Raw genomic sequence first — 13,362 nt, 5'->3', positions numbered from 1 at the left:
CCTACATTGGCGGCATCGACCGACCCCGCGCGGTGGCGGTCTTGGGCTCTGAGACAACTGGGCGCGGCGATGGCGCGATCTGTTCGACTGGGGTGGTGTCGATCTCGAACAAGTCATCTGCGGTGCAGTCCAGCGCGGTGCATAAGGCGATCAGCGTCGAGAGCTTGATCTGGGTGGGCTCTTTGGTCAACAGCGCTGACACCGACGCCGCTGATAACTCCAGACCCGCTCGCTCGGCCAGTAGCCGCCGCAGCTCGGTGCCGGTCCAGACCTCGCGCTGGGCCGCGGCCATCCGTAGCCGCCATCGAATCTTCATGCCGTCCCGTCCTCTCCGCTCAGCTCGGCCAGCGTCGAGGTGACCGCACGCCGGTAGGCGTCCTCGATGAATGTCGCCGACGGCCGCACATACCGCATCGTCGAGCTCACCGTCCAATGCCCCAACAGCTGTTGAATCGCAACCAGATCCACACCGCGCTCATAGTTGTGAGTAGCGCAGGCCCGGCGCAGCGCGTGCGGGCTGAACCGCTCGGTCGCCGGCCGGCCCTCCAGCTCCATCAGATATCGCAGCCGATTGCGGATCGTGCCACGATGCAATGGGCCGCCGGACTCGTCGGCGAACAGCACCGGCGAGTCCGGGAACTTCGGGCGCACATCGGCCAGAAACCAGCGCAACAACACCTCCAGCCCGTCCAACATCGGTACCCACCGCGGCCGGGGACCGGACATGTGGGCAGCCTTGCCGAACCGCACGTGCAACTTACCGAACGGTCCACGATCGAAATGCACGTCCGGAATCTCCAGCAGCGCAGACTCTTCCGACCGCAACCCAGCGTGATACAGCGTCCGGAACATCGCGTAGTCCCGCGCGGCCGGACCGTACTTGCGGGCGGTGGCGATCCTCGACTTCAGGAACTCGAAGAACTCGCTCACCCGCTCCGGGGTCGGCGGCGCCGCGACTGCCGGCGAGTCGTCACCCACGTGCCGGGAGGCGTTGAACTCGTCCACCGGGCATACCAACCGCGTCCCGAACATGGCCTCGATCTCAGCAGCCTTGCGGGTCTGCAGAAACCGATGGAACCCCTTGAAGATCTGCACGTACTCTCGGCGCGTCGACGCCGCTCGCCCCGCCATCGCCAGCTCGCCGACCACCCGATCGATGTCCTCACTGGTGACCTCCCACGCCGGACGCCCCAGCGCCGCCAACGTCCGCTCCAACAACCCAATATCATTGTCGATCGTCACCAGGCTGAATCCTCGAGCATGCCACGACGCCACGAACGCATCGACGCATTCACGTTGAAACACAACAGGATCGGCAGAAATAGGCTCGACCGGTGCGGCGCCACCGGGAATCAGCCGCAGACCCTCCACTAGCCGCACACCTTCTTCTCACCTAACTGGTTAAGGCAGCACCTAATATATCGCGACCACGCCTTGAAGATCGGCAAGACACGCAGACCAGTCGAAAGCCCAGCTAGCAGGGCAAAACGGTCACAACGAACATGTGCCAGCTCCAGTTGCCTGGGGCGAAATCCTCGGCGACACCACCGTCGCCGCCGCGATGCTCGACCGCCTGCTGCACCGCTCCGTCGTGATCAATCTCGACGGCGAGTCCTACCGCCTCCGTGACCACCAAGCCGCCGCGGAAACCCTGCGCCGAACCACCACCGGCACTCGCCAACAACTACACTGACCGCTGCTCACAGGTGAGGAATTTCGGCGAGCACAGCCGGGGATTTTCGATGAGCGCCGTCAGAACAGGAGGACGCTCCGGCGGCGCTGACCGCCTGAACCATGACGACGAAGAATCACACGACGACGTCGTACACCACGTCCCTGGACTTGACCGCCATATCTGGTCGCTGGATTGCCTGCGTGGTAGCAGCTGCAGCACAGAATAATTCGCTGGGAACAAATCCTGATGCCGGCAGCAGATTTGCCAGTCGGGGTGGCGCGATTGCTCGATGAGCGTCGCCGTCGTCGGAGACCGGTGAAGCTGCGACCCAAGGTCGTGGAGTGTTTCCGCGACACAGGGTCGACAGTCTCGGATCCCCGAGCATGTGGCAGGTTCGGGGTGTTATCGCACCGGCTCACCATCGAGCGAGCGAGCGGTCCGGCTGTGAGCACACAGTCGCTCTGGTCGTTAGCCGGGGTGGCTTATCAGCTCGGCTGCTGAACCCGGCGCACGCCCGTGCTTGCTCTGCCGCCGCTGCGCCCACCCCGTTTGGGCCTTAAGCGGCCGATAGACCTCGACATAGCCCTCGATAGTGATTCACAGCGCGGCGTAGCGTTTGAATTCTCCAACGTTCCAGGCCCTGACCGCCTGACGAGGTGGCACCTCGGCCAGCCCGCTGAGATAGTCCGGAGACTTGACTTGTCGGGAGACGATGACATCCACCACAGCGGGCGCGTTGTCGACGGCTCGCCTTAATGCAGCGGCCAGTTCGCCGGCATTTTCCACCCGCTCGCCGTACGCACCGAGGCTCCGTGCCAGCAGGTCATAACGGCAGCCGGGTAGATCAACACCAACCAGATTGCCGTCAAACCGGTCCATCTGGTCATGACGTTCGATATTCCACGCCTCATTGTTCGCCACGACGAATACCGCTCGCGCTCCTCGGCGGACTGCCGTGTCGATCTCCATTGCCGTAAAACCGAAGCTGCCATCACCGATCACCGCGAATACTGGCGCATCCGGCCTATGCAAAGCGGCCGCGATCGCGAAGGGTACCCCCACACCAAGACACCCCAGCGCACCGCAGTCGAGGTAGTCGACCGCTTTGAGGCCCACGCGCGCGAACGAGAGGATGTCACCGCCGTCGGCGATCACGATCGATTTGTCGGTCAGAAGGTCGTTCACCGATCCGATTACGAAGTTCGGGGACATCCGACCGTCGGAATCGAGCTCCTGTGCCTGCAGCTTCGCTGAGAGCGTGCAGGTCCTCTGCACGTTCGACTCACGCATGTCTTTGAGCCACTCGAGGTCAGGTACATCCGGAGTCGCTCCGCGCTCCGCCAGAGCGGTGAGCACGGCGTCAGTACTGCCCTGCACCTCGACGTCGCCGCGGCGAGTGTCCCCTAGCTCCTCGAAGGAGGTGCCTATCCGCAGAAACCGCGCTCTTGGCGAGAACACTGCGGGTGACCCGTAACCGAGTTGAAAGTCCAAGCGGCGACCCAGAGTGATCACCAGGTCGGCCTCGCTCATGGCGCGTCCGCGCACCGCAGGCACGAAACCCGGTAAGTCATCTCGGATAGCACCGCGACTCTCCCCAGAGTCCAGGTACAGCGCTTGGGCCATACTGATAAATGTCCGCACCTGACCGACCGCCGCGCGGACAGAGCGCCCGCCGATCACGACGATCCGGGAAGAGTCGCGGATAAGACCGGCGGCTTGCGCGACCGCAGACGGACTCGGGGCTACCTCTATCGCGTTACGGAACTCCATCGCCAACGGAGGGATATCGGCTTCGTGAGCTTCCTCAGTCAGCAGATCTGTGGGTAGGTCGATGTACGCGGGTCCGGTCGCGCCCGTGACAGCGCCAAGTGCCGCCGCGATAGTCTTATCCAGGCGCGCGACCACGTGATGTCGTTCGGACACCTGCTCAACAAGACGGCTGATGGGCCTGACGATCTCAGCCTGAGGGATATCCTGCATCGCACCCATGCCGGCCTGCGGTCGCGGTGTGCGACCCGAGATCACAAGCACAGGGCTCCGCGCGACGAAGGCATTCGAAATAGCTGTGACAGCGTTCGTCAGGCCGGGACCCGCGGTTATCAAGGCGACACCCAACTCGCCGGAGATCTCGGCAGTTGCGTGAGCCATATAGACGGCTGCGGCCTCATGCCGCACGTCGACGATTTCGATGCCGGCACGAGCCACGGCGTCCCACAGAGGCTGGATGTGACCGCCGCACAAACCGAACACTCGGTGCACGCCCTGGCTTACCAGCCGATCGGCGATGAGTCGGGCAACGGTCATTTCGGCCATGTGACTACCAATCTCGGGAGTTCGGAGTTTGCGAAAGATGCTTTGCAAGCTTGACCCCGGATCGATGGTAACACGCACCACAGTATGGTCCAACCACATTGTGGTGCGCACACGCTCCAGCTCGAGGGTTAGCGGCTACGGCATCCGGTCGTGGCCGTCGGCAGCAACAATCGAACCACGCTCCCATTGTCTAGCGAGTGTGCGGGAGCAAAGCGCCTAGAGAACAGCGCCACAGCCTCGCGGATCACATCGCCGTGGGTCACAAGGACTACCGGTCCAGGTTCCGCGATGCCAGCCACGAGTTTCCGTACCCGATCCGCAACATCCTCGCGCGACTCGCCTTTCGGCAGCCGCTCGAAGGGCCACAGCTTTGCCTCGCAGAGGTGACCATCGAGAATCGGCCTGCCCTCGTAAATCCCCCAGCATCTCTCCCGCAGAAGCGGAGTGGTTTCGACCCTCAAGCTGAGACGATCTGCGATGACGCTCGCCGATTGCGCGGCCCGGCAGAGATCGGAGGTAAGCAGACGGCGCGGATCACTGGCGGCGAGGCGTTCTGCCGCAGCATGCGCCTGCTGCAAACCAACGGCTGTCAGCGGCGGCCAGGGCGTCTGGCCCTGCATCCGACCGACACGATTCCACGCCGATTCGCCATGCCGGACCCACAATGTCTGAAGCACGCGCAGGACTACGAGTAAGCGTAGAAGCCTCGGCCGCTCTTGCGGCCGAGCTGTCCAGCATCGACCATCCGCGCCAGCAGCGGCGGGCAAGCGTACTGAGGCTCTTTGTACTCCTCGTATAGGGCGTCAGCAATCGCTCTGGTCGTGTCGAGACCGATCAGGTCGGCGAGCGCCAGCGGCCCCTGTGGGTGCGCGCACCCGCGGATCAGTCCCTCGTCAATGTCTTCCGGCGTCGCGAAGCCCCCCTCTACCATTCGGATGGCGGAAAGCAGGAAGGGGATCAGCAGCGCATTGACAACAAAACCAGCGCGATCTTGGCAGTCAATGGCATGCTTTCCCAGCCTCTCTTGGACGAAAGTTCTGGCTCGCTCGGTGGTCGCCTCGGCCGTAAAATAGCTCGGGATAAGTTCCACCAGCGAGAGCACGGGCACCGGGTTGAAAAAGTGGACTCCGATGACGTGCCCGGGCCTCGACGTGGCCACCCCCAACTTGATGATGGGGATCGACGAGGTATTCGAGGCCAGAATGGCGTCCTTGCTGACTACGATCTGGTCGAGCTCGCGGAACAGTGCGGTCTTTACGGCTTCGTCTTCCATGATTGCCTCGACGACGATTGAGCGGTCCGCGAGTGCGTTCAGGTTGGTGCCGATCTGAACGCGTTCCAGCACTTCAGCCGCCGACGCGATCGCGCCCTTGGCCTCAGCACGAGAAAGTGACTTCTCCAGCCGGATCCGACCCAGGTTCGCGGCGTCTTCGTTTGTCTCGACCGCCACGACCTCCAGCCCCGCGCGCGCACACGTCTCCGCTATACCTGCGCCCATCAGGCCGCAGCCCACAACGCCAACTTTCTCCCCATCGGATGACAACTTGTTCATCGGGCAGGCACATCCGTGAGGTCGCTGCCCATACCCTCCAGAAGGACCAACACACAGACGAGGCCCACCGCGGGCAACCTGACAAGCGGCACACCTAGCCTGATACCTGAATCGCACACAACTATCCCAGCTGTGAGGATCGGCAACCGCGCTCCGGCAAACGCACCGAAGAGGAGCCCCCCAACAGGGCGTGCAAAGAAGCCGAAGAAGGTCGCGAAAGGCGCAATCGTGCCGAAGGCAGGATCGATGCTGGGGCAGAACACAATCGGAAACAACAACACGGCCTCGGTTCCGTACGATCCCTGTTCGCCGCACCGGGCGGGTGTTGGGAACTTCGTCGCCTCTTCAAGATCGTTTTGTCGAGCTATTTCACTGCTCACATAGACCATACGTATGGTCCTACCATAGCTCGAGTTTAAGTACAAACGGCTCGCATTCGCTGCGCAAATGTACTGAGCAGTCCTTGACCGACGGTCGCGTAAGCCATATGGTAGGACCACTAATGTGGTCTGACTAACGATGCGACGTAGTTGCAGTTGACGTAAATACAGGAGTAGCAGTGGCGAAGATGTTCTACGACGATGATGCCGACCTGGCTCTGATTCGGAAGAAAAAGGTCGCGGTCATCGGCTATGGAAGTCAGGGCCACGCCCAAGCGCTTTCGCTACGCGACAGCGGGGTCGACGTCTGCATTGGCCTGCTACCAGAATCGTCCAGCCGCGAGAAGGCCCTGGCGAGGGGATTTCGGGTACTCACTCCGGCAGAGGCGGCCGCCGAGGCCGAGGTGATCGTCATGCTCGTTCCCGATCAGCGCGCCCGTGGTTTGTACGCCGAGACGATAGCCCCTGGTCTCCGCCCTGGTAACGCCCTGGTTTTCGGCCACGGATTCAACGTTCGGTTCGGATATATCACCGTACCCGAGGGCATCGACATGTTCCTGGTCGCCCCGAAGGCACCCGGACACCTACTGCGGCGCGAGTACGAAAGCGGCCGCGGCGTTCCGGTGCTCGTCGCCGTCGAGAGCGACTCGTCGGGCCACGCCTGGCCACTTGCGTTGTCATATGCCAAGGCGATAGGCGGATTGCGAGCCGGCGGCATCAAGACCACTTTCGCTGAGGAGACCGAGACAGACCTGTTTGGCGAGCAGTCGGTGCTGTGCGGCGGCGCATCCCAATTGGTGATGTACGGCTTCGAGACCTTGGTCGAAGCGGGCTATCAGCCTGAGGTGGCCTACTTCGAATGCCTGCACGAACTCAAGCTGATCGTCGACCTGATGTACGAAGGTGGTATCGCCAAGCAACGGTGGTCCTGCTCCGACACCGCCGAATTCGGCGACTACGTGTCAGGGCCGCGGGTGATAACGCCAGACGTGAAGGACAACATGAGGGCGGTCCTGGCAGACATTGTGGACGGGACCTTTGCCAAACGGTTCATCGATGACCAAGACCTGGGCGCACCCGAGTTCCATTCTCTGCGGGAACAAGGCTTGAAGCATCAGATTGAGGCGACCGGGCGGGAGCTGCGGTCGCTGATGGGATGGATCCAGCAGCGCGACGCGGACTACCGCGGAACCGCGGCTCGCGGGTAGACATGAACCCGTCGTCTGGTGATTCCTCCGGCGCCCAGCAGGCTGTGGCCGGAAACACTGTCGACAAGTTCGTCATCGCCGCTGAGGCACCATGGACCGGCGAGCTATACCGAACGCGCGCGGGCAAGCCGCGGTTCCGATTCCGCTCCGTTGAGACGTTCTGCTGTGCCTTCCTTACTGCTACAAAATGGGAGCTGGACACATCAGCCGCAACCGCAGCGACGACGACGGCCCCTCGGTCAAGCAGGGCGCCTTATATCCGTGCCCACGCAGATTCACCGACCAAGCAGAAGTTCATCGTCAGCACGACCGCTCCGTGGAATGGCGAGATTTATTGGACACAGCCGGGGCTCGTGCACGTTGCATTCGCCACATTTGAAGAGTTCTTGGTTGCGGTTCTGGCCATCACCCGATGGCCACTGAACTGGGACCGCGAACTCGCTGCGTCGCCGGTCAGCCGCCGGCGGGGCTCAAATCACTGAAGTCCACCGGTCCCGCTCGATCTCCGTTTCTACGCGATGGCCCGACCGTCGCGTGGAATCTGCGTCGGCGTCACGCGTAATTGGCCGGTGGGGCGCCTTCAGTCCGCCCACTCGGGGTCGCTGACGCCAACAGCACGGTAAAAATTGAGGATATGCTCTGCGACCAGGTCGGCCGCAGAATCACCCTCACCCGCGGCAATCGCGTCGATGATCGCCTCATGCTCGTTTGTCAAGGTTTCCATCATGCTGGCTGGATCCTCGAGTCGTTCGAAGGCCGACACCATCGCCTGTCGCAGCGCCTCACGTAGCGCCGCCATGAGTGCGGAGGCTAGACCATTGCCTGAGATCTGCGCGATTTCGACGTGCAACGCAGCGTCCAGATCGTTGTAGCTTGCTGTGGTGTGAGTGCCCCGCATCTGTGTGATGAGCGTACGGAGGTTGGCGATGTCACCGACGGATGCGACGCCAGCGGCCTTCCGGCACGCCAACCGTTCCAGCATGAGCCGAGTTTCCACCAGGTCGTCGGGCGTGAAGGACGCCAGCTGGAGGTGAATACGAAGCACCATGCCCATACCCGCCGTGCTGTCCTTGACAATCACCGAACCGGAGGAGGGACCCGAACCGGTTCCGGCCTCCACCACGCCGATTGCCTCCAAGATGCGCAGCGCCTCGCGGACGGCGCCCCGACTCACCCCGAGTGCCTCGGCCAGCTGTCGTTCCGGCGGCAAGCGGTCGCCTGGTTTCAAGCTTCCGTTGTCGAGGCGGTTTTCGATCTCCGCGACCACCTGCTCATGCGTGCGCATGCGGGAGAGCGGCTTCCACTCAGGTGGCGCTGGCTTCGGCACCTTCACCCTTCTGTCCTTATTCCGCAGGCTCGTATAGGAGATGACTGTACCGACCACATCGTGGTTCATCCGTATGCCGCGCACTACCGCAGCTTGCCGACCTCAGAACACCGGTGTCTCCTGGTAGCTGCCGAAGACCTCACGCAGCGCTCCAGTGATCTCTCCCATCGACAAATGGGCGCGCACCGCTTCGATGGTCGCGGGCATCAGGTTTACGGCCTCGTCGCGGGCGGCGGTCAGGAGCGTGTTCATCGCGGCCCTAGCCCGCTCAGGGTCCCTGTCAGCGCGCACCTGCTTTAGGCGGGTGATCTGGCGGGCTTCGGATTCCGGATCGAGCTTGTGGACTTCGATCTTTTGGTCCTCCTGCTCGTCAACGTACTTGTTGACACCGATCACCGGTCGATCACCGCTGGCCTTACGCCTGGCGTAGTCGTAGGCAGTATCGGAAATCTCCTTTTGGAAGAACCCCTGCTCGATGGCGGCAACTACTCCGCCTATGGCTTCGACCTTGTCCATGTAGGCCTGGATGCCGTCCTCGATCTGGTTGGTCAGCGCCTCCACGTAATAGGAGCCGCCCAGCGGGTCGATCACGTTCGGGATGTTGGTCTCGTCAGCGATGATCTGCTGGGTGCGAAGGGCGAGTTTCATCGCCATCTCGCTAGGGATCGTGTAGGCCTCGTCCAATCCGTTCGTGTGAATCGATTGGGCGCCGCCGAGAACCGCCGATAGCGCCTGGATCGCGGTGCGCACGATGTTCACCATCGGTTGCGGCTTAGTCAGTGTCGCCGCCGCAGTCTGGGCGTGAAAGCGCAACCGCATCGAGTTCGGCTTTTTGGCCCCGAAGTGTTCCTTCATCATCTTTGCGTAGTACCTTCGAACTGCTCGGAATTTTGCCACCTCCTCGAACATGTCGGCCTGTGAGACGAAGAAAAACGACAATCGCGAAGCGAAGTCGTCGACATCGATTCCTGCTGCTACGACGTCCTCCACGTAGGCCTTGGTGATGGCCATCGTGAAGGCGACCTCCTGCACTGCGCTACCACCGGCCTCACTGATGTGGTAGCCGCTGATATTGACGGGGTTGTAGCGCGCCAGATGCTGGGAGCCGTAAGCGATGCAATCCCGCACGATGCGCATGCTAGGGCGGACCGGGAAGATCCATTCCTTTTGTGCCACATACTCTTTGAGGATATCGTTCTGAATCGTGCCGGACAGCTTGTTCAGGTCCATGCCCCGGTCTTCGGCGACTGCGATGTACATCGCAAGCAGGATCCACGCCGAGGGGTTGATCGTCATCGAGACTGAGATGTTCTCCAGGTCGATACCGTCGAACAGGGCTGCCATGTCCGGCAGCACGTCGATCGCCACACCCTCGCGGCCGACTTCGCCGAGGCTCATCTCGTCGTCACTGTCCAGGCCCATGAGGGTAGGCATGTCGAAATCCACGGACAGACCGGTCTGGCCCTGCGCGATCAGATACTGGAAGCGCTTGTTCGTCTCCTCGGCCTGACCGAAACCGGCGATCTGGCGCATCGTCCACTTACGCCCGCGGTACATCGTTGGATACGGGCCGCGGGTATAGGGATACTGGCCCGGTAGACCAATCTCGCCCCAATTCTCGGGTAGATCCTGCGGTCCGTATACGCGCTTGACGGGCATCCCCGCACCGCTGAGATAGTTCTCCTGCGACTCGGGAGCGCGCTTGACGAAGTCGGCGAGTTCGTTGTTTTCCCATTCTTCGAGATCGGCCTCGGCGCGGCTGAACAGCGCGTCGGTGACAAGGCGCAGTTCCTCAGGGGTGGCGTGGGTTTCGGTGTACTCGGTCGTCATAGTGGTCTTCTTCCATTGATGCGGGTTGGGTTTACGGCCATGGCGGTCAGCAGCCTGGCTGCGGCTTGTCGGGGTTCTTCGTCACGGGCGATCAGGGCATCGACGGCGACGTCGAAGTCACGATGGCCTGGGCGCAGGCGTTCAGCGATGATTGCCTCTGCCGCCCAGCGGATTCGGGTCGCCGCGTTGCGGCGCTCGACCTCACGCAGGGCGCCGTGTTCGGTCATCCAACCCCGGTGCTTGGCGGTTTCGTCGAGGAGCTCAGCGACTCCGTCGCCTGTGGCTGCCGTCGTCTTCAGAATCGGGACGTTCCAATCCCCCCCTGCCGGTGGGCCAACCGGATCGACTCTCGCAGCTGTTTGACCGTCAGGTCGGCACCCGGGCGGTCGGCTTTGTTGACGACGTGGATGTCGGCGATCTCGATGAGGCCCGCTTTGATCGCCTGAATGTCGTCGCCGAGCCCAGGGACGCTGACCACCAGCACGGAGTGGGCAACACTGATCACGTCGACTTCTGACTGACCCACGCCGACGGTTTCGAGAATGACCACGTCATAGCCCGCGGCGTCCAACAACACGATGCCGTCGAGGACGGCCCGGGACAGCCCGCCGGTGGCGCCGCGCGACGCCATGGACCTGATGAAGACGTTCTCGCGTCCGGCGAGTTCGGTCATTCGGATGCGGTCACCGAGGATCGCGCCCCCCGAATACGCGCTAGATGGGTCGACGGCCAGGATCGCCACTTTGGCGCCCCGCTCGACGTACTCGTGCCCCATCTGGGTGACCAGAGTGCTCTTGCCACTACCGGCGGGGCCAGTGACGCCGACGACGTGTGCGCGCCCGCTGTCCTTCCAGATCTCCGCCAGCAGTTCCGTGGCGACGCCGGAGCGACTCTCGACGAGAGTGAGTCCGCGAGCGAGGGAAACATGGGAGCCCGCGCGGATGCGGTCGGCGAGGTCGGTCACGGGTGACGCGGTGGCAATCACTGCGCTTCTTTCTCGAGCGAGTCGAAGAGCTTGCGGTCGTCGATCACGCGCCGGGCCTTGAAGTCGGTGCGCTCGAACGTCGCTGGGGCGACGGCGACCACCTTGGCGCCGACACCCAATACGGTCCGCAGGTTCGCGCCCACCTTCTTCACCCATATGTCTTGGGTCACGGTCGTACGTTGGGCATCGAATTCGACCTGCACCAGCAGCTCGTCCATCGTGCCCTCGCGGGTGATGACGATGCGGTGCTCACCGCCGTAGCCCTCGGCGCTCATCACCACGTCGTCGATCGCGCTCGGTTGGATGTTCTCGCCGCGTATCTGGAACATGTCGTCGATGCGGCCGTAGACGCCCTTCGGCAGGAACGGGTACGTCCGACCGCGGGAGGCGTCAGGTGCTTCCCAGCGCGTCAGGTCATTGGATAGCAGCCGGATCATCGGCTGCGAGGTGCGCTCGAGTGTGGTGTAGACGGGCGTTCCCTCGCTGCCATACGGAACGCGCTTCGTGGTTGCCGGGTCGCAGACTTCGGTGTATACGAGGTCCTGCCAGGTGAACACGCCGGGTTCGTTCGACGCGGCACCGAGCGACATCCATGGCGCGACCTCGGCCATGCTGCCCGAGTCGTACACCTCGACGTCGAAGGCGTCGATGATGCGCTGCCGGATGGCGGGCACGCTCGCGCCGGGCTCACCTGAGAAGAACATTTTGCGCAGCCCCAGCCTGCGCGGGTCAATGTCGTTCTCGACGGCGACCTCTGCGAGACGCAACGCGTATGACGGGGTGCCGTAGAAGACTGTCGCCGACATTTGGCGCATCCACTGCAGCGTCCGCAGGCTCTGTCCGGCGACGCCGGCTCCGAACGGGAACACTGCGGCGCCGAGTCGCTCGGCGCCGCTATAGGCCCCCCACGACCCCCAGTACTGAGTCAGCGGTGAGCCGATCAGCATCACGTCCTCTGGGCGGATGCCCATAGCCCACATGACCCGGGCGTGGGCATTGGCGACCGAGACCCAGTCGAGCTGGTTGATACCGAAGGTGGTCGGTCGGCCGGTCGTGCCCGAGGTGCCTTTGATGTGTGTGACGTCAATGGGGTCGACGCATAGGTAGCTGCCGTAAGGCTGGTACTCCGCCTGATCGAGCCGAAGCTCTTCCTTCCTGATCACCGGAACGTGCTCGAAGGCCTCCAGCGAGGTGATGTCGCCTGGCTCCAGACCCGCCTGCGACCACTTCTTGCGGTAAAAGGGGGCGCGCTCCCATGCGTACGCCATCAATTGTCGGATGCGCTCGAGGATCGCCTCATCGCGTAGCTCCGGGTCCATGGTTTCGCGGACTGGGAACCAGTGCGCTTGCCCGAGTGGGGGCCGATAGTCCGCGTCATAGCGGGGCGGCCACTCCCACGATTCCATCTCCGCCATCAGGAATTGGCTTCCACGCGAGCGCAGGCCATGATGGTTTCGACGATCTTCTCGGGCGTGGTGTCCTGGCCGAGCACCGCGGCAACTCCCATCTTCTGCAGTTCAATCTCGTCTTCGTCGGGCATCACACCACCGGCGACGATGCTGAACCGCGGCTTCTCCTCCATTCCCTCGAGGATCTCGAAGATTTTGGTGAAGATCGGCATGTGTGCCCCCGACAGCAGGCTGACGCCGAGCACGTCGACGTCTTCCTGGGTGGCCGCCTCGATGACCTGCGCGGGGCTGCGATGCAGCCCGGTGTAAATGACCTCCATACCCGCGTCGCGCAGGGTGCGCGCCACGACCTTGACTCCCCGGTCGTGTCCGTCGAGCCCGATCTTGGCGAGCATTACGCGGACGGGAAGCGTCGACGGTTGGTTCATTGACATTGCCTATTCTGTGGGATGACCAAACTGTGGTTAGACCATAGATGAGGCAGCGGGGGCGCGCAACACCCGTATGCCATACGGTCGCACAAGCGCCGCCACTTCGTCAGGCGTCACCGTTGGCCCAGAACGGTATCGAGCATGTGGTATGACGACAGCGAGGATCGGTTCGCATCGCGAGCGATCAGCACAGTGTTATCGTCGGGGCTGTCCGCTCACGGACCGCGGGACGTGGTGATGTGACGTCGCCGC

13 protein-coding genes and 1 pseudogene are annotated in these 13,362 nt (G+C 62.8%); 2 read left to right on the top strand and 12 right to left on the bottom strand.

The window, feature by feature from the left end; all coding sequences use genetic code 11:
- Position 1: 1 nt before the first annotated feature.
- Positions 2-316, bottom strand: a complete 315-nt coding sequence (locus D3H54_RS30195; RefSeq protein ID WP_067393169.1) for a helix-turn-helix domain-containing protein — start codon at positions 314-316, stop codon at positions 2-4.
- Entirely contained in the window at positions 313-1,380 is a 1,068-nt protein-coding gene (locus tag D3H54_RS30190) for a tyrosine-type recombinase/integrase (protein ID WP_149382636.1), read from the bottom strand. Before D3H54_RS30190 ends, D3H54_RS30195 begins: the two co-directional genes overlap by 4 nt.
- 139 nt (positions 1,381-1,519) lie before the next feature.
- Between D3H54_RS30190 and D3H54_RS30185 the strand changes: the two are divergent.
- Positions 1,520-1,693 (top strand): annotated as a pseudogene (locus D3H54_RS30185) (ATP-binding protein); the annotation flags it as partial.
- Between the two features lie 579 nt (positions 1,694-2,272).
- Here D3H54_RS30185 and D3H54_RS30180 read toward each other — a convergent pair.
- The 4 genes from D3H54_RS30180 to D3H54_RS32275 all read right to left on the bottom strand — a co-directional run bounded on the left by D3H54_RS30180 (position 2,273) and on the right by D3H54_RS32275 (position 5,929).
- Entirely contained in the window at positions 2,273-3,988 is a 1,716-nt protein-coding gene (locus D3H54_RS30180) for a 2-hydroxyacyl-CoA lyase (protein ID WP_168215132.1), read from the bottom strand.
- Between the two features lie 128 nt (positions 3,989-4,116).
- On the bottom strand, positions 4,117-4,608 hold the full coding sequence (locus D3H54_RS32280) for a histidine phosphatase family protein (protein WP_149383875.1): 492 nt from the start codon (positions 4,606-4,608) through the stop codon (positions 4,117-4,119).
- A 65-nt stretch (positions 4,609-4,673) separates the two neighbouring features.
- Positions 4,674-5,540 carry a 3-hydroxybutyryl-CoA dehydrogenase gene (locus D3H54_RS30170; RefSeq protein WP_149383874.1) on the bottom strand — a complete coding sequence of 289 codons (867 nt, stop codon included), beginning with the start codon at positions 5,538-5,540 and terminating at the stop codon, positions 4,674-4,676.
- A complete protein-coding gene (locus D3H54_RS32275) occupies positions 5,537-5,929 on the bottom strand; it encodes an MHS family MFS transporter (RefSeq protein ID WP_149383873.1) in 393 nt (130 codons plus the stop codon). The genes D3H54_RS30170 and D3H54_RS32275 overlap by 4 nt, the downstream gene beginning before the upstream one ends.
- 170 nt (positions 5,930-6,099) lie before the next feature.
- Here D3H54_RS32275 and ilvC point away from each other — a divergent pair, with 170 nt between their 5' ends.
- Positions 6,100-7,128 carry a ketol-acid reductoisomerase gene (gene ilvC, locus D3H54_RS30160; RefSeq protein ID WP_149383872.1) on the top strand — a complete coding sequence of 343 codons (1,029 nt, stop codon included), beginning with the start codon at positions 6,100-6,102 and terminating at the stop codon, positions 7,126-7,128.
- A gap of 580 nt (positions 7,129-7,708) precedes the next feature.
- On the opposite strand, the gene D3H54_RS30155 is transcribed toward ilvC, so the two are convergent.
- The 6 genes from D3H54_RS30155 to D3H54_RS30135 all read right to left on the bottom strand — a co-directional run bounded on the left by D3H54_RS30155 (position 7,709) and on the right by D3H54_RS30135 (position 13,113).
- Positions 7,709-8,461 carry a FadR/GntR family transcriptional regulator gene (locus tag D3H54_RS30155; protein WP_168215131.1) on the bottom strand — a complete coding sequence of 251 codons (753 nt, stop codon included), beginning with the start codon at positions 8,459-8,461 and terminating at the stop codon, positions 7,709-7,711.
- Between the two features lie 96 nt (positions 8,462-8,557).
- On the bottom strand, positions 8,558-10,285 hold the full coding sequence (locus D3H54_RS30150) for a methylmalonyl-CoA mutase family protein (RefSeq protein ID WP_149383870.1): 1,728 nt from the start codon (positions 10,283-10,285) through the stop codon (positions 8,558-8,560).
- On the bottom strand, positions 10,282-10,584 hold the full coding sequence (locus D3H54_RS32025) for a hypothetical protein (protein ID WP_286199383.1): 303 nt from the start codon (positions 10,582-10,584) through the stop codon (positions 10,282-10,284). The genes D3H54_RS30150 and D3H54_RS32025 overlap by 4 nt, the downstream gene beginning before the upstream one ends.
- Positions 10,581-11,249 carry a methylmalonyl Co-A mutase-associated GTPase MeaB gene (meaB, locus tag D3H54_RS30145; RefSeq protein ID WP_286199374.1) on the bottom strand — a complete coding sequence of 223 codons (669 nt, stop codon included), beginning with the start codon at positions 11,247-11,249 and terminating at the stop codon, positions 10,581-10,583. Before meaB ends, D3H54_RS32025 begins: the two co-directional genes overlap by 4 nt.
- A gap of 17 nt (positions 11,250-11,266) precedes the next feature.
- Complete coding sequence (locus D3H54_RS30140; RefSeq protein ID WP_149383989.1) at positions 11,267-12,676, bottom strand: phenylacetate--CoA ligase family protein; 1,410 nt, start codon at positions 12,674-12,676, stop codon at positions 11,267-11,269.
- 8 nt (positions 12,677-12,684) lie between these two features.
- Positions 12,685-13,113 carry a cobalamin B12-binding domain-containing protein gene (locus D3H54_RS30135; protein WP_149383869.1) on the bottom strand — a complete coding sequence of 143 codons (429 nt, stop codon included), beginning with the start codon at positions 13,111-13,113 and terminating at the stop codon, positions 12,685-12,687.
- Between the last annotated feature and the right edge of the window lie 249 nt (positions 13,114-13,362).

It is taken from the genome of Mycobacterium sp. ELW1 (assembly GCF_008329905.1).
Lineage (GTDB): Bacteria > Actinomycetota > Actinomycetes > Mycobacteriales > Mycobacteriaceae > Mycobacterium.
Note: the sequence above shows the minus strand (reverse complement) of the source record. Positions and strands in the feature narration are given on the sequence as shown.

Coding starts and splice junctions, on each gene's coding strand:
- D3H54_RS30135 (WP_149383869.1), bottom strand. CDS start 13,113: ATGTCAATGAACCAACCGTCGACGCTTCCCGTCCGCGTAATGCTCGCC.
- D3H54_RS30170 (WP_149383874.1), bottom strand. CDS start 5,540: ATGAACAAGTTGTCATCCGATGGGGAGAAAGTTGGCGTTGTGGGCTGC.
- D3H54_RS30140 (WP_149383989.1), bottom strand. CDS start 12,676: ATGGAATCGTGGGAGTGGCCGCCCCGCTATGACGCGGACTATCGGCCC.
- D3H54_RS30180 (WP_168215132.1), bottom strand. CDS start 3,988: ATGGCCGAAATGACCGTTGCCCGACTCATCGCCGATCGGCTGGTAAGC.
- D3H54_RS30195 (WP_067393169.1), bottom strand. CDS start 316: ATGAAGATTCGATGGCGGCTACGGATGGCCGCGGCCCAGCGCGAGGTC.
- D3H54_RS32275 (WP_149383873.1), bottom strand. CDS start 5,929: ATGGTCTATGTGAGCAGTGAAATAGCTCGACAAAACGATCTTGAAGAG.
- D3H54_RS32280 (WP_149383875.1), bottom strand. CDS start 4,608: ATGCAGGGCCAGACGCCCTGGCCGCCGCTGACAGCCGTTGGTTTGCAG.
- D3H54_RS30150 (WP_149383870.1), bottom strand. CDS start 10,285: ATGACGACCGAGTACACCGAAACCCACGCCACCCCTGAGGAACTGCGC.